This is a genomic window from Mesorhizobium sp. P2_E7, from assembly GCF_056403855.1.
Map to the genome: position 1 here is coordinate 1,576,883 of NZ_JBFUER010000001.1, position 15,501 is coordinate 1,592,383.

At 64.1% G+C, this 15,501-nt stretch carries 14 protein-coding genes; 6 read left to right on the forward strand and 8 right to left on the reverse strand.

All coding sequences use genetic code 11. The annotated features are described in order from the left end of the window. The first annotated feature begins 17 nt into the window (after positions 1–17). A complete protein-coding gene (locus AC1DYC_RS08035) occupies positions 18–2,087 on the forward strand; it encodes an FUSC family protein (protein WP_477405281.1) in 2,070 nt (689 codons plus the stop codon). Between the two features lie 150 nt (positions 2,088–2,237). Here the strand turns inward: AC1DYC_RS08035 and AC1DYC_RS08040 are convergent, their stop codons facing one another. Then, positions 2,238–3,362: a DUF2336 domain-containing protein gene (locus AC1DYC_RS08040; protein WP_477405283.1), complete on the reverse strand. Its 1,125-nt coding sequence runs from the start codon at positions 3,360–3,362 to the stop codon at positions 2,238–2,240. A 253-nt stretch (positions 3,363–3,615) separates the two neighbouring features. Between AC1DYC_RS08040 and AC1DYC_RS08045 the strand changes: the two genes are divergently transcribed. Together AC1DYC_RS08045 and AC1DYC_RS08050 are read left to right on the forward strand one after the other, a co-directional pair. Beyond that, positions 3,616–4,068: a MaoC family dehydratase gene (locus AC1DYC_RS08045; RefSeq protein ID WP_477238491.1), complete on the forward strand. Its 453-nt coding sequence runs from the start codon at positions 3,616–3,618 to the stop codon at positions 4,066–4,068. After that, positions 4,068–4,949 carry an HpcH/HpaI aldolase/citrate lyase family protein gene (locus AC1DYC_RS08050; RefSeq protein WP_477405285.1) on the forward strand — a complete coding sequence of 294 codons (882 nt, stop codon included), beginning with the start codon at positions 4,068–4,070 and terminating at the stop codon, positions 4,947–4,949. Before AC1DYC_RS08045 ends, AC1DYC_RS08050 begins: the two co-directional genes overlap by 1 nt. On the opposite strand, the gene AC1DYC_RS08055 is transcribed toward AC1DYC_RS08050, so the two are convergent. Together AC1DYC_RS08055 and AC1DYC_RS08060 are read right to left on the reverse strand one after the other, a co-directional pair. Then, positions 4,946–6,847, reverse strand: coding sequence for a CASTOR/POLLUX-related putative ion channel (locus tag AC1DYC_RS08055; RefSeq protein ID WP_477405287.1), 1,902 nt, complete (start codon positions 6,845–6,847; stop codon positions 4,946–4,948). The genes AC1DYC_RS08050 and AC1DYC_RS08055 overlap by 4 nt on opposite strands. A 189-nt stretch (positions 6,848–7,036) precedes the next feature. Then, positions 7,037–7,621: a nitroreductase family protein gene (locus tag AC1DYC_RS08060; RefSeq protein WP_477405289.1), complete on the reverse strand. Its 585-nt coding sequence runs from the start codon at positions 7,619–7,621 to the stop codon at positions 7,037–7,039. A gap of 166 nt (positions 7,622–7,787) precedes the next feature. On the opposite strand from AC1DYC_RS08060, the gene AC1DYC_RS08065 reads away from it, so the two are divergent. Beyond that, complete coding sequence (locus tag AC1DYC_RS08065) at positions 7,788–8,750, forward strand: hypothetical protein (protein ID WP_477308356.1); 963 nt, start codon at positions 7,788–7,790, stop codon at positions 8,748–8,750. A 43-nt stretch (positions 8,751–8,793) separates the two neighbouring features. Here the strand turns inward: AC1DYC_RS08065 and AC1DYC_RS08070 are convergent, their stop codons facing one another. Then, a complete protein-coding gene (locus AC1DYC_RS08070; protein ID WP_477405291.1) occupies positions 8,794–9,735 on the reverse strand; it encodes a lysophospholipid acyltransferase family protein in 942 nt (313 codons plus the stop codon). Positions 9,736–9,819: 84 nt separating this feature from the next. Beyond that, positions 9,820–11,793: a threonine--tRNA ligase gene (gene thrS, locus AC1DYC_RS08075; protein WP_477405293.1), complete on the reverse strand. Its 1,974-nt coding sequence runs from the start codon at positions 11,791–11,793 to the stop codon at positions 9,820–9,822. A 206-nt stretch (positions 11,794–11,999) separates the two neighbouring features. On the opposite strand from thrS, the gene AC1DYC_RS08080 reads away from it, so the two are divergent. Next, positions 12,000–12,836: an SAM-dependent methyltransferase gene (locus AC1DYC_RS08080; protein WP_477405295.1), complete on the forward strand. Its 837-nt coding sequence runs from the start codon at positions 12,000–12,002 to the stop codon at positions 12,834–12,836. Between the two features lie 7 nt (positions 12,837–12,843). Here the strand turns inward: AC1DYC_RS08080 and blaOXA are convergent, their stop codons facing one another. The 3 genes from blaOXA to AC1DYC_RS08095 form a co-directional block, all read right to left on the reverse strand. After that, complete coding sequence (blaOXA, locus tag AC1DYC_RS08085; RefSeq protein WP_477405297.1) at positions 12,844–13,659, reverse strand: class D beta-lactamase; 816 nt, start codon at positions 13,657–13,659, stop codon at positions 12,844–12,846. Between the two features lie 154 nt (positions 13,660–13,813). Continuing rightward, positions 13,814–14,182 carry a membrane protein insertion efficiency factor YidD gene (gene yidD / locus AC1DYC_RS08090; RefSeq protein ID WP_477405299.1) on the reverse strand — a complete coding sequence of 123 codons (369 nt, stop codon included), beginning with the start codon at positions 14,180–14,182 and terminating at the stop codon, positions 13,814–13,816. A gap of 124 nt (positions 14,183–14,306) precedes the next feature. After that, positions 14,307–14,465, reverse strand: coding sequence for a hypothetical protein (locus AC1DYC_RS08095; protein WP_477405301.1), 159 nt, complete (start codon positions 14,463–14,465; stop codon positions 14,307–14,309). A gap of 92 nt (positions 14,466–14,557) precedes the next feature. On the opposite strand from AC1DYC_RS08095, the gene AC1DYC_RS08100 reads away from it, so the two are divergent. After that, positions 14,558–15,475, forward strand: a complete 918-nt coding sequence (locus tag AC1DYC_RS08100) for a LysR substrate-binding domain-containing protein (RefSeq protein ID WP_477405303.1) — start codon at positions 14,558–14,560, stop codon at positions 15,473–15,475. The last annotated feature ends 26 nt before the right edge of the window (positions 15,476–15,501 follow it).

The window sequence follows — 15,501 nt, forward strand, 5'->3', positions numbered from 1 at the left end:
GATACGGAGACCAGCTTGTGATCTGGGCGCGGCTGAAAAGCTACTTCGAAACCAGTTTGGCTGGCCTGACGCAGCCGACACGCTCTGACTGGATTTTCGCCCTGCGCACCGTTTCGGCCAGCCTGATCGCGCTTCTCGTCGCCTACGCGCTGAAACTCGACCACCCGCAATGGGCCATGATGACGGTTTTCATCGTCGCCCAGCCGGTCGCCGGCATGGTGTTGGCGAAAGGCTTTTACCGGCTGCTCGGCACGCTGGCCGGCGGCCTCGCGGCGATCGGCATCACCTCGGTTTTCGGCACCAATCCGTGGCTGCTGGTGACGGCGCTGTCCGTCTGGATTGGCCTGTGCACGCTGGTTTCGTCGCTGCTGCGCAACCCGGAAGCCTATGGCGCGGCCCTTGCCGGCTATACCGCGATGATCATCGGGCTCCCGGCTTTCGGCCAGCCGCATGTGATCGTCGATCTCGCTGTCGCGCGCTGCGCCGAGATCGTGCTCGGTATCGTCTGTGCCGGTCTGACCAGCCGGCTGATCCTGCCCAAGCTGGCCGCCGACGCCATCATTTCGCGGCTGAAGCGCAGCATCCTCGACCTTGCCACCTATGCAGGCGGCGCCTTTTCCGGCGGCGACCCGGCGACGCTGGCCGGTCTGCACCGCAAGCTGATCGCCGATGCTCAGACGTTGGCCGAGATGCGCACCTATGCACGGCTCGAAGCGCCGAGCTTCGCCAGCCGCGCCCATCCGGTCCGCCGCACCATCGGCCAGCTCCTGTCGGCGCTGTCGGCAGCACGCGCGCTGCATTCGCACGCGGCGCCGAAAAACGCAGCACTCATCCCGGTGCGCTCCGAACTGCAGTCACTGGTCAGCGAACTTGCAGCCGCGCCCGAGGCGCTGGACGACACGTCGCCCTGGGTCACGCGGCTCGACGCGATTGCCGGCAAGGCCCGGCAAATGCCCGACGCCTCGACCGATCAGGGCGATGACAGGGTCGGCACCATAACGCGCCTGACCATCGCCGCCGATTTCGCCGAAGCCTTCAAGCAGGTGCTGCGCGGTCTCGACGCTCTGCGCGCACCGGTGACGCGCCCGGGCCGGGGCAACAGGCAGCAGCCTGCACTGGTGGTGCACCGCGACTACCCCGGCGCCTTGCGCAATGCCATACGCGCGGCCCTCGCCACGCTGGCGGTCGCCGCCTTCTGGCTGACGACGAAATGGTCCGATGCGGCCGGAACCGTCATTCTCGTGGCTGTCGTCTCCAGTCTTTTCGCCGCGCGTCCTGACCCGGTGCAGGTGTCCTGGGGCTTCTTCAGGGGAACGCTGCTGGCTTTGCCCTTTGCCTTCCTTGTCGGCCAGATCGCCCTGCCCGCTCTGCCCGGCTTCGGCTGGTTCGCGCTGTTTGTCGTGCCTATCCTGATACCCACGGCGCTGGGCATGGCCAATCCGCGCACTGTTGGTGTGGCGACCGCCTTTGCCATCAACTTCCTCGCCTTCCTCAGCCCGCATCAGGCGATGACCTATGCTCCAGGCCCGTTCTTTGCCGGCTCGGCATCGGTGCTGGTCGGCATCCTGCTGGCGATCGGCGTCTTCATCGTCGTGCTGCCCGCCGATCCGTGGCTTGCCGCCAACCGCATCGTGCGCGCCATGCGCGAGGACCTGGCCCGGCTTTGCCTGCATGAGCGGGTGCCGCGGCGTTCGGCCTTCGAGAGCCTCGCCTATGACCGCATCAACCAGCTGATGCCATTGCTGCAGAACGCCGGCCGGAAAGGCGATGCCGTTCTCGGTGGCAGCGTTGCCGCCGTCACTCTCGGCCTCGAAATCCTGCGCCTGCGCACCGCGCAGCAGAGCCCGGCCACGCCTTCCGAAACCGCGCTTTCGATCGGCAATTTCCTGCGCGGCCTGGCGCGCGAACTGCTGTTTCGAGCACCCGGCGATCCGCGGACGGCAACCATCGCCGTCGCCCGGCAATATGCAGCCGGCCTCTCAGAGCGCAGCAGCAATGCCGACACGCTGCAGATCGCAGCCTCGCTGCGCATCATCGCCGCCGCGGTCGAGGACTTTCCGGATTTTTTCGCCAAGGATAGGGGCTAGGCAGGACAAAGGGCGTGTTGAGATTCAGGTCAGGCCGAGTCGAAAACAGCTGATACCGAGAGCCGGAGCGGAGCGTACTTTCGGTACGTGAGCACCGGAAGCGCAGGCATCAGCTGTTTGCAGGCCGGCATCACCTGAATATCAGCACGCCTAAGCTGCTGCGATCGCCAGCGCATGCCCGCGCGCGTTTTCGCGCAGCGCGTCGAGATGGATCGACTTGACCAGGCCGGCGAGATCGCCTTCGGCGGACTGGCCGCCGAGTTCCTTCAGCATCAGCCAGCTGACTTCCTGCACGCCGGCGACGCGCTTGCCGTTGGCGACCTCGCGCCAGATCTTGAGCGCCCGCAGGATGATACCATGGGTCGGAGCGGCAAGGCCGGCGCCGCGAAACAGCGCCTGCAGCGCAACATCCTGGCCGCCGGCAAGCAGCGCCCGCACCCGTTGCTCCGGCTGCTGGCTGAGCGCGACCAGGGTCGAGCCGAAAAAGTCGACCTTGCCGTGAGCAATGGTGCGGATGATGAAGCTAGCGGTCAGATCGCCGCGCAGCCGCAGATGCTCGATGAGCGCGCCATGTTCCTCCGTGCGCGTGCCTTCGACCAGCCGCACCGAAGCCTTGACGCAGGCATCGCGCGTGACGCGCTCGGCTCTGGCCGCGCCCATCAGCGCCATCACCAGCGGCGAACACTTCAGCGTTTCGCCGAGCTTGACCAGCAGCATATGCCGGCAGTCGGCGGGCAGCCTGACATCGGTGACCATGGCCTCGCGCAAATGAGCGATATGGCCATGCCGCTCGGCCATGCGGCGAAAGCTGAGCGATGCTATATCGGCGCCGTCATTGGCGAGCAGCGCGGCACACGCTTCCGGTTCGCCGATCTCGGCAATGGCCGCGGCAACCGCCATCGAGACGACCGGCCGGTCGGCGATCAGTTTTTGCGTCGCCTTGTGGCCGGCAGCAACGCGGTCGATCAGATCGGCATCGGTGAGCAGCGGCGAGCGCGCCAACACCAAGGCCGCCACTTCCGGCTGGTCGGCGGCAAGCGCGCTGATGATCTGCAGCGGGGCGTGATGGCTCATCGACAGCGCCTCGGCCATCGCCAGCCGCACCTTCGACGAAGCGTCATCAAGCAGCAGCGTCAGCGCCGCCTCCGCAGCGCAGCGGTCCTCGAAGGGCAGTTCGGCGTTGATATAGGCCCTGGCGAGCGCGCTCGCCGCGGCGGCACGCTCCGATACCTTGGCGGTGTAGATCCATTTCAGGAAATGCGAAACAACAACCATACCGCCTGCTTATGCCCCTTGCCGGCAAGTTTCCGGCCCCAAGAATGACCCTAGGCAGAAAAGGTTTACGAACGGTTCACCATGTTTATTAATGCATGTCGCTCAAAAGTGGTCCGGTTTTGAGAGAACGACATGCATCAAACAAAGACGTTAAAGCGCGTCGCATGAATCAGTTTCAGCGCGACGCGCGTTAACTGGCTTGCGGGTGGCATGGGCAGCGCCTATCAACCGTCAACCAGATGAGGAGGAAACGATGGCCGGGCTTTATCTCGAAGAGTTCGTCGTCGGCCATGTCTTCCGGCACACACTGCGCAAGACCGTCACTGAAAGCGACAACATGCTGTTTTCGGTGATGACGCTGAACCCGCAGCCGCTGCATATCGACTTCGACTTTGCCGCCAAAAGCGAATGGGGCAAGCCGCTGGTCAATTCACTGTTCACGCTCGGCCTGATGATCGGCATCTCCGTCAATGACATCACCGTCGGCACCACGGTTGCCAATCTCGGCATGAAGGAGACGGTGTTTCCGCACCCGGTGTTCCACGGCGACACCATCCGTGTCGAGACCACGGTGCTCTCGGTCAGGGAATCGAAATCGAAACCGGACCGCGGCATCGTCGAGTTCGAGCATCGCGCCTACAATCAGAACGACGTTCTCGTCGCCAAATGCACGCGTCAGGCGATGATGATGAAAAAGGCAGCCTGATGCGCTCGCTGCTGTTTGTGCCCGGCGATTCCGAAAAGAAGCTACAGAAGGGTTTCGACAGCGGCGCCGACGTGGTCATCGTCGATCTTGAGGACTCGGTGGCGCCGCAAAACAAGGTAGCGGCGCGCGGCATCGCGGCACGCTTCATTGCCGGCAACAGGCAGCAGACAAGCTCCGCCATCTATATCCGAGTCAACGATCTCTCGAGCGGATTGACCGACGACGATCTGGCCGCCCTGGTCTCGGCCAAACCCGACGGCATCATGCTGCCAAAATCGAATAGCGGACAGGACGTGCAGCAGCTCTCCGCAAAGCTGCGCGTGCACGAAGCCGAAAACGGATTGCCGGACGGCGGCATAAAAATCCTGCCGATCATCACCGAGACCGCTGCCGGTGTGCTGGCAGCCGCGACCTATGCCGGCGCAAGCGCCCGGCTTGCCGGTCTCACGTGGGGTGCGGAGGATCTGTCGGCGGCGATCGGCGCGCGCGCAGCGCGCGACGAAAACGGCCGCTACACCGATGTCTTCGGCCTTGCCCGCTCCATGACCATTCTCGCCGCCGGCGCGGCCGAAGTCGCGGCGATCGACACGGTCTTCCCCGGCTTTCGTGACATGGCCGCCTTCGAAGCCGAATGCGTCGAGGCAGAGCGCGACGGCTTTACCGGCAAGATGGCGATTCACCCGGCACAGGTGCCGGTCATCAACGCCGCCTTCACGCCATCGGCGGAGGCGGTGGAACGCTCGCAGGCCATTGTCGCGGCCTTCGAGGTGGCCGGAAATCCCGGCGTGGTCGGCATTGACGGCAAGATGTACGACCGGCCGCATCTGCGGCTGGCCGAACGGCTGCTGGCTCGCGCCAGGGCGGCTGGCGTTTCCTCTTAGTCCCGCGCCAGGACGATGACCCGGTCCTCCGGCAGGTAGGCCAGCGCTTGCGACTTCAGCGGGTTGACGGTGACGCCGCCCAGCGCCCGCTCATCGGTCTGCGCGGCGCGGACGCGCCGGTAACCGATGGCGATCTCGCCACGCAACCGCGCCGATTCCGCGATCGTCCAGAAGGTCACCGGCTGGTCGATGGCGACATAGTCGCCGACCGGGCGCATGTAGATTTCGGAGCCCTCTTCGTCGAGCAGGTCATCGAAGATCGCGGCGAGATACTGGTTCTCCGACGCCTGCGCCAGCATCAGGCTGACCAGCCGGTTGCTGACGACGAAATCATCGGCCTTGGTCACCGCCGCCAACTCGCGGTTGCGCACATCGATCATCTCACTGACGATCGAGATATGCGTGCCGGCAACATCTGAAATCTTGCGCAGATGCAGCAGCGTCACCAGCGTGCGCGTATCGGCGGGCTGCGCTGCCATGGTCTCGCTGTAGCCCAGCACGAGCACATGGTCATAGGAAGGTACGTCCAGGCTGGCAAGCTCGGTGCTGCTCGACGTGTCGGTGATGCGGCAGGACACCGCCAGATTGTCGCCGACGACCGGCAGTCCGGCAACTTCCTGCTCGAGGCCGGGCGTATCGGCGGCAATGGTCAGGATCGAGCCCGGCGCGACATAGCGCGACAGTTCATAGGTGATGATCGGACCGCGCCGGTTCCAGCCGAGGATCAGCGTGCGCTCGGGCTTCGCCTCGACAGGCTGATGGCGAAGGATCGCAGTGGTATCGACCTTGGCCGCCGCGCCTCCCAGCTTGATGGCGGCATCGTCCTCGGCGATGATGATAGCGCGCATGTCCTTGCCGATCACCAGCTCCGACGGCGGGTTGAGATTGACGCGGCCGTTTTGGTCGCAGAGCCCGATCAGCGCGCAATGCTCATACGCCATCACCGCCTCGCCGAAGGTCTTGCCGACAAGATCTGACTGTTCGGTCGTGTAGATTTCGCAGCCGTCGAAATCGAGCAGCTCCGAATAGACGCCGCTGAGACCCGACTGCCGGCTCGAATGTACGACGATGCGCGAGATCAGCTGATCGGCCAGCACGAGCTGCACCTCCGCCCCGCCGACGACGCGGGCGACCTCGGCGTTCTTGCCGTCGCGGATCTCGGCGGCGATATTGTAGGGCGCGGTGCGCCGGTTCGGGTCGTTGGCCAGCGCCAGCACCGTCTTGATCACCTGCGAATCCGGATCGTCGCCGTCCGGTGACAGCACGATGACCGAGCGCGACGTCTGCGGGTTGACGATGGCGAGATCATAGAGGTCGGTCGGGTCACCGCTGCGGCAAATGATGCGTGTGTTGCCCAGTTTGTCGACCTTGGCGGCGATCTCGTCCTCCATCGCGACCTTGTCCATATTGGCCATGACGACGATGCGCGGATGGCGGCGGCTGGCATTCGCAATGACGAGTTCAGAGATGACGTCGAAGATCGACGGCGACCAGTTGAGGATGATGGTGTGGTCGCTCTCCAGCACCCGCGAACGGCCCTTGCGCAATTCATCGAGCTTGCTGTCGACGCCGGCGCTGAGCACGCCGATCAGCGCCGACACGACGAAAATGCCGGCAAGCGTGACAAACAGCATGACGAGCCGGAAGGCCCAGCCGGTGTCGCCGCCCATCGTACCGGAATCGAGCGTACGCATCAGCGATTCCCAGAACGCTTCGAAGAAGTTCAGCGGCTCGCCGCCCTCCGGCGCGATGCGGGTCACGGCAAGGAAAGCCGCGGCGGCGATGATGATCAGCAGGGAAGCGACGGCAAGCCAGCCGATCAGCGCGATGGGGCCGGCGGCCATGCTCTTGTCGAACCCGTAGCGCAGCCGGGTTGCCAACGAGTCTCGTTTCTTCATGCCGCCGGCGCCCCCGCAATCCCAAGGTCGGTGCGCAAGCGCATCACCCAAGCCGCCCTCTTACCGTGCGTTTGGACGAACGGCATCGCTTTTCACGTGTGCATCGCCAAGGCATCCACAGAAACGTCGAACCTACCAAACGCGGCTGGCAAGCCGCCGTGAACCGGCTCGCCACGGCTCGCACACCAGTCAGCCGTTCCACGGCCCCGTATAATCGGCATAGAGCTTTGCCGGATCGGGCCGCGGCCGCTCCGGCGCCGGCCCCTGGTAGGAGCCGATATGGACGAAGCCGATGACGCGTTCCTGTGGCGCCAGTCCAAGCAGTGCCCTGCCCTCGGCCACGTCGGAATACCAGTTGCTGATCATGTTGGTGCCGTAGCCCAGCGCATTGGCCGCGATCATCAGGTTCATCGCCGCCATACCGCCGGACAGGAACATTTCCCATTGCGGGATTTTTGGGTTGTCCTTCGGAACCGACACCACGCCGATCACCAGCGGCGCACGCGAAAACCGCGCCAGCTCCTGGTTGCGGCGGTTTTCCGGCAGCGGCCCCTCGCGCTGTTCGGCAAGTGCGGCCAGTTTCCTGCCGATCTCGACGCGCGCTTCGCCGCGATAGAGGATGAAACGCCAGGGCTCCAGCCGGCCGTGATCGGGCACACGGCTTGCAGTTGCGATCATGGTCGCGATATCGGCATCGCTAGGCGCCGGTTCCTTCAATTCAGGGATCGGTGCGGAATTTCGGGTCAGCAGGAAGTCGATGATCGGCGACGCCATGGGGGCCTGGTCTCCTAAAGCACTTGATTTTGAGCTGAAGCGCGCCATCGCGGATCGGGGCGGCTCGGGCATTGGCGCGGACGCGCCGGACGAAAGAGCCTGTTGCCAAGGCGGATCGGACTCTTAAGCCTTGAAATTGCCACCGCCTTGGGCTTCAACGCAAGGCATGTTTGAGGGGACATTGCGCCTTTTGCTGATTTGGCTCGCCGCAGCGCTGTTTGCGCCGGCCTCGATGGCCATGGCACAGAATGCCGACGGCATCTCCAATCTGAAACTCCCCGACATTTCGAGCTATGCATCGCCCAAGAGCGAGAGGTCGCTGGCGCTCAGTGGCGGTGGCGCCATAACGCTGTCGGCGCAGTTGACCGACAAGGGCGCCGATATCACGCGCGGCATCGTCTGGCGTGTGTTCAAACCCGAGGCGGCCAGCGACGGCAAGCTGCCGATGGTGGCGTCCGCGCATGGCGGCACCGCGGTGTTCCAGCTCGAACCCGGCAGCTATCTGGTGCACGCCTCCTACGGACGCGCCGGCGCCACCAAGCGCATTACCGTCGGCAAGGACGCCAAGCGCGAAAGCCTGGTGCTCGATGCCGGCGGCCTCAAGCTCGACGCGGTGCTCTCGGGCGGCGTGCGCATTCCACCCAAAAAGCTGCGCTTTTCCATCTATGAGGGCACCGCCGAGGCGAATGGCGACCGCGCCTTGATCATTCCCGATGTCGAGCCGAACAGCGTCGTGCGGCTCAACGCCGGCGTCTACCATGTCGTCTCCACCTATGGCGCGGTGAATGCCGTCATTCGCTCCGACATCCGGGTCGAGGCCGGCAAGCTGACCGAAGCCACGGTCGAACATCGTGCGGCCGAGATGACCATGAAGCTGGTGCGCGAGACCGGCGGCGAAGCCATCGCCGATACATCCTGGTCGCTGCTCAACGAATCCGGCGACCCGATCAAGGAAGCCGTCGGCGCCTTTGCCTCGATGGTGCTGGCCGAAGGTCAGTACACCATCATCGCCAAGAACCGCGACCGCATCTACCAGAAGGATTTCACCGTCGTCGCCGGCCAGAACCAGGAAATTGAGGTCCTGGCCACCGAGGCGTCGGCCATCGATCCCGAGGAAGGCGCCGACTAAACCGGCCGGTTTTGCCTGCCCAATCGAAGGTGTACCCGTTTCGTCAGGCTGCCTTGCGCAGGCGGCGCGGCAGGAAATGGACGCGACCACGCGGCTGCGCGGCCGGCGCCAGGTCGAAGACACCCCGATGCAAACGCTCGAGCAAGGTCTTGCGGTCGCGCAGCGGCTCCAGTTCGTCCCAGCGCAGCACGTTGCCGACGCGAACGTCGATCGCCTTGCCGGACAGCCGTGCGAATTCGCGGATGAGCATTGAAAGGCGCAGCGTCAGCGATGCCTTGCCGACGAATTTCGCCACCCTTCCCTCGCGCTCGGCCATGTTCATCGGACCGCTGACAAGGTGGAACAGCCGCCCGTTCTGGCCGGAAAAATGCATCGGCACCACCGACGCCTTGGCGTCCTGAACGAGGCGCGCCGGAAACATCTTCCACGGCAGGTCGCGCGCGCGGCCAAAGCCTTTCGGCGCGGTGGCAACGCCGCCGGCCGGAAACACGACGATGGTGACGCCCTCTTTCAACAGCCGCACCGCCTCGTGGCGTACCGCCATGTTGTTCTTCACCGCGTCCTTGGTCTCGGAAAAGTCGATCGGCAGCGAGTACGGTTCCATCTCGCGGATCTTGAGCAGATCCTTGTGGATCATGACCCGGAACGGACGCCCGAGCTGCTCGACCAGCGACAGCACGGCAATGCCGTCGCCGATGCCGAACGGATGGTTGGCGACGATCACCAGCGGCGCGTCAGGCAGCTTCGCCGGCGGCCACTGATCGGCGCTGCGCACCTTGACGTCGATCAGCTCCAGCATGCGGCTGAACACGCGCTCGCCCGTCGGCGCCACCTGGCGGCGCCAGAAGTCGTAGAGCGCAGCATAGCGGTCGCGCCCCGACAGGCCTTCGATGGAATGGATGAACCAGCGCGTCAGCGCCGGCTGGCTCGCATTGGCGTAGGAGAGCTCGGGAAACGGTCTTTCCCGCATTTTCAGCTTGAGCATGGGGGCTCGTTACAGGGTTGGCGTGACAGGCATGTGAAAATGGCGGTGGATCGCTCCACCGCCATTCCCGCAGATATCGATGGGTCAGGCTGCGCGCCGTCTGCGGTCGGGCGAAGTGGCCTCGTCGGACAGCAGCTTGAGCGCATCGGCCAGCTTGAGCGATTCCTGGTCGCGGGAGCCGAGCCGGCGGATGTTGACCGTCTCCTCCTCCGCCTCGCGCTTGCCGCAGACGAGGATCACCGGAACCTTTGCCAGCGAATGCTCGCGGACCTTGTAGTTGATCTTCTCGTTGCGCAGGTCGGCTTCGGCGATAAGCCCCGCCGCCTTCAGCTGTGCGACGACCTTTCGCGCGTAGTCGTCGGCGTCCGACGTAATCGTCGCCACCACCACCTGCAGCGGCGCGAACCACAGCGGGAAATGACCGGAATAATGCTCGGTGAGAATGCCGAGGAAGCGCTCCATCGAGCCGCAGATGGCGCGATGCACCATCACCGGCTGCTTCTTTTCCGAATCCGAACCGATGTAGAAGGCGCCAAAGCGCTCCGGCAGGTTGAAATCGACCTGCGTGGTCCCGCACTGCCATTCGCGGCCGATGGCGTCCTTCAGCACATACTCGAACTTCGGCCCATAGAAAGCGCCCTCGCCCGGATTGATCGAGGTCTTGATGCGGTTGCCCGAGCGCGTCCGGATCGTATCCAGCACGCCGCTCATGATCGCCTCGGCATGATCCCAGGCCTCGTCGGTGCCGACGCGCTTGTCAGGCCGCGTCGACAGCTTCACGCTCACCTCGTCGAAGCCGAAATCGGCATAGGTCGACAGGATCAGGTCATTGATGCGCAGGCACTCGGCGGCAAGCTGATCCTCGGTGCAGAAGATGTGCGCATCGTCCTGCGTGAAGCCGCGCACACGCATCAGCCCGTGCAGCGCCCCGGACGGTTCGTAGCGATGCACATTGCCGAATTCTGCAAGCTTTACGGGCAGATCGCGATAGGATTTCAACCCATGCTTGAATATCTGCACGTGACCCGGACAATTCATCGGCTTCAGCGCGAACACGCGGTCGTCGTCGGTGTCGTCGCCGGCCACCGTCACCTTGAACATGGCGTCGCGGTACCAGCCCCAGTGGCCCGACGTCTCCCACAGGCTCTTGTCCAGAACCTGCGGCGCGTTGACCTCCTGGTAGCCTTGCTCGTCGAGGCGGCGGCGCATGTAGTTGACCAGGTTCTGGAACATCTTCCAGCCCTTGGCGTGCCAGAAGACGACGCCCGGCCCCTCTTCCTGGAAATGGAACAGGTCCATCTCGCGGCCGAGTTTGCGGTGGTCTCGCTTCTCCGCCTCCTCCAGCATCGTCTGGTAGGCATCGAGTCCAGCCTGCTCGGCCCAGGCCGTGCCGTAGATGCGGGTCAGCATCGGATTGTTCGAATCGCCACGCCAATAGGCGCCCGCCACCTTCATCAGCTTGAAGGCGTTGCCGATCTGCCCGGTCGAAGCCATGTGCGGGCCGCGGCAGAGATCGAACCAGTCGCCCTGGGCATAGATCTTGAGATCCTGGTCCTCGGGAATGGCGTCGATCAGTTCGAGCTTGTAGCGCTCGCCCTTGTCGGCGAAGACTTTTTTTGCCTTGTCGCGCGACCAGACTTCCTTGGTGAACGGCTTGTTGCGCGCAATGATCTCGCGCATCTTTTTCTCGATCACCGGGAAATCGTCCGGCGTGAACGGCTCGTTGCGGGCAAAGTCGTAATAGAATCCGTTCTCGATCACCGGCCCGATCGTGACCTGGGTTCCCGGCCACAACTCCTGCACGGCTTCCGCCAGCACGTGTGCCGCGTCGTGGCGGATGAGCTCCAGCGCGCGCGGGTCGGTGCGGGTGATGATCTCGACCTTGCCGGACTTGCCAAGCGGATCGGAAAGGTCGCGCACGGTGCCATCGATGGCATAGGCGACGGCTTTCTTGGCCAGCGACTTCGAGATCGATTCGGCCAGGCCCGCACCGGTCATCGCCGCGTCGTAGTCGCGGACGGAGCCATCGGGAAATGTCAGGGAAACGGAATTCAGCATCAGGTATCTCCTATCCAGTCCCGCAAACGAGCGCGGGTGGTCGTGGTGTGAAGCCGGAAGCATCCGGCAGCGGGCGGGTTTTAGAGGCAGCACGGCGTGAGGTAAAGAGCGGTCATTGGCGCAGCCGTCAGGAAATGGCGCGACAGATGTCGCAGCCCAGTCGCACAGGCTTGCGAATTTCCCGGACGCGGGTTGGAATCCCAGGCATGGAAGACTTAAAACCCAGCCGAACCGCCCTGGGCGTCGCGCGCATGCGGGCCCTCCACCAGTTCTCACGGCAGGCGGGGCTGTTTCGCGACCCCTATGCGAGTGCGATTCTGGGCGATGCTGCACCGACGGCGCAGGACCTGGAGCAGGAAGATGAGCGCAGCCGGCGCATGCGCCTGTTCGTGGCGGCGCGTGCCCGTCTCGCCGAGGACTGGCTGACTGCGGCGGTGCGCAGGGGCGTCCGGCAAGTGGTGGTGCTCGGCGCTGGCCTCGACACGTTTTCGCTGCGCAATCCCTACCCCAACCTTGCCGTCTTCGAAGTAGACCATCCGGCAACGCAGGCCTGGAAACGCAAATGCATCGCCAATGCTGGCCTTGCCGAACCGCCGGCCACCACTTTCGTGCCTGTCGATTTCGAGCGGCAGAGCCTGGCGGACGAACTGGCATTGGCTGGTCTGAAGCCGGCGGAGCCGAGCTTTTTCATCTGGCTTGGGGTCGTGCCATATCTGACACAGGAAGCCATCTTCGGCACCCTGTCCTGGATTGCTGGCATTCCCGGCTCTGAGGTCGTCTTCGACTATAGCGAGCCGGCCGAGAACCGCGATGCGGCGGGACGGGCTGCGCTGTCCTTCCATGCAGCGCGCGTCGCCGCTGTCGGCGAGCCCTGGATCAGCTTCTTCGTCCCCGCCGCACTGGCGCAATCGCTGCGCGAGCTCGGCTTCGATGAGATCGAAGATCTGGAAAGCGGCGACATCGCCGCCCGCTTCTCCAGGGCGCCAAAGGCAGAGGCAAGGAATTCCGGCGGCCACCTTATCCGTGCCCGCCGAAGCGTTTAAGCCAAGGTCACTTCACCAGCTGCGGCAAATCCTTCAGGAAAGCCGCGCGTGTCGCGGGGCCTTTCGGCGTGTCGATCGGCTTGGTGTCGACGACCAGTCGGGCAAAGACGATCCTGCGGTCGCCCTTTTCGGCCCAGCCCACGAACCAGCCGAGAGAACGCTTGTCCTTGCTGTTGCCGAGCCTGGTGCTGCCGGTCTTGCCCTGCACCGTCCAATCACCGGCTTGAAAACTTGGCAAGACGGCCCTGGTCATCTCATGCGCCTTGGCAGAAACCGGCATTTTGTCGGCAAGCAGCTGGCGCAGGAATTCTGTCTGTTCGACCGGCGATATCTCAAGCGAGGAATTGATCCAGGATTGCGTGAGCCCGTTATCCTTGCCGGCATCGCCCGAGACATCCATGTTGCCGTAGTCGAATTTAGATACATAGCCGGCAAACTTCTCGCTCCCCAGCCGGCGCACGATCTCGCGCGAATACCAGACGATCGAGTCGCGCTCCCAGATCGTCGGGTCGACGGTTTTGTGGTCGCGCTTCACCGCCTTGAACTCAGGCTTGTAGTCCCAGCTCGGCGTATGCGCGTCGCTCAGGATGCCGCTGTCGTAACCGATCAGCGCCAGCGGCACCTTGAAGGTCGACGCCGGGCTGACGCGTTGGTCGCAGACGCCGTTCTGATAGAGCGTCTCGCCGCTCGCCGCGTCCTGGATCAGCGTGCATTCGAGATCGCCAAGCGGTGCCGATTGCGCGCGCATCGGAAACCCCAGAAACCAGGCCAGCAGGAACAGGACCGCGGCAATAATGAAGGGATGGGTTTCGATCCGACGCATGTGAGCTCTCCTGGGGAATGACAGAAGGCGCTTAGCGAAGCGTCTTGGCTCGATTTTGACTCAAATGCGCAGTCTTTGTGCAGGCTGACGTTAACCCTACCGGATCGTAAAGAAATGCGGCTTTGGCGATTCGAATCGGCGACCTAGAGTCCCGTCAGGCTTCACCCCGCTTCTTGCCGATCCGCCAATACCGCCAAGGTGTGAACCAGACATAGCGCGGAGCGAGCACCTCCGGCACACCGTCTATGCCATGCGTGCCGAACGGCCCGCAGCGCAGCACGCGGAACAGGCCCATCCAGCCGCCGGCCCACAGACCGTGGCGGGCAATCGCCTCATGCGCGTATTCGGAACAGGTCGGGAGATGCCGGCAGGAATTGCCGACGAAGCCGGACAGCGTCAGCTGGTACAGCCGCACCAGCGACGTGCCGAAAATGCGGCCGGGCGTCTTGCGCCATGGGCCGGGCCAGTTGCGCCCGCGCTGGGTCTGTCCGGCGGCATGCACATGCCGATGTTGGTCGCCCACCGCTGTCTCTTTCCGAACGTGATCCCGAAACCGGCTTCCGGGTCAGCTTGCGTTTCCAGGTCGATAGATGTGGGCTTCGGCTGGCAAACGCAATCCCGTTCACTCACTCGCCTCTTTCTTGGCTTCAGTGTCGCGAGCGGCGAAAGGGGTGCCGCTCCGCGGGAGCCGCCCAGCGGCTGGCTGGCCTTTCCTCAATGCGCGGGGCATGACGCCGCCTGTCGTCACGCCATTGAAACGTCGCGATCCGCATCACATCGCCAAAGATTTCCAGAAACTGGATCATGTCCGTGTCTCCTTTGAGACGGATTAGACGCCCACTGGTCTTCGCCTTCAAACGAGTATAATTTCCGCTTCGGATAACTTTGGGTTATGCGAATGAAGCGCGGACGGCTGCCCCTGACGGCGTTGCGGAGTTTCGAGGCGGCCGGCCGGCAATTGAGTTTCAGCAGGGCGGCCGAGGAGCTGTTCGTCTCGCAGGCAGCGATCAGCCGGCAGATCCGCGAACTCGAGCAGTTCCTGCGCCGGCCCTTGTTCCACCGCCATCACCGCCGCGTCGAACTGACCGAGGCTGGCCAGCGCCTGCTCGACCAGTTGGTCAGGAGTTTCGACGACATCGACAGACTGCTTTCGGACCTGGTGGCTGCCCCTGCGCAGTCGGTGGTCCGCGTCAGCGTCGAACCATCGCTGGCCTCGGTATGGCTGTTGCCGCGGCTCAACCGCTTCACCAAGTTGCGGCCCGACATAGACGTCTCCCTCGAAGTCGATCCAAGGCCGATCGAGTTTCGCAGCGATCAGCCTGAACTCGCCTTGCGCTTCAGCGCGCGCGCCACCACATGGCCGCGGAGCGAGGCCGAATGGCTCGCCTCGACCGTCGATTCACCGGTCCTGTCGCCGGCCTTGCTGGCGTCAGGCCCTGCTCTCGAAAAGCCGCTCGACCTCGCCCGCTACACGCTGTTGCACGAGGAAAACCGTCAAGGCTGGGCGCGCTGGTTCGAGGCAGCCGGCGTGGCCGCCGACGCCATTCCGGCGCGCGGCCCGATGCTGGCGGATGTGTCGCTGTCGAAGCAGGCGGCCCTGCTCGGCCACGGCGTGGCGCTGGGCGACCTTTTGCAGATCGGCGAGGAGATTGCGTCCGGCGCGCTGATCAAGCCGTTCGACATCGACGTCGCATCCGGCGCCTACTGGCTGGTCGCCAGGAGTTTGAAGGACCTGCCGGAACCGGCCAAGGCTTTTGCCGATTGGGTGAGAAGCGAATTTGCCGAAAGCAGACGCGCGCAGGAACACCAGACCTAAGCCGGCGTCCTTCTTAAGCCTTCGGT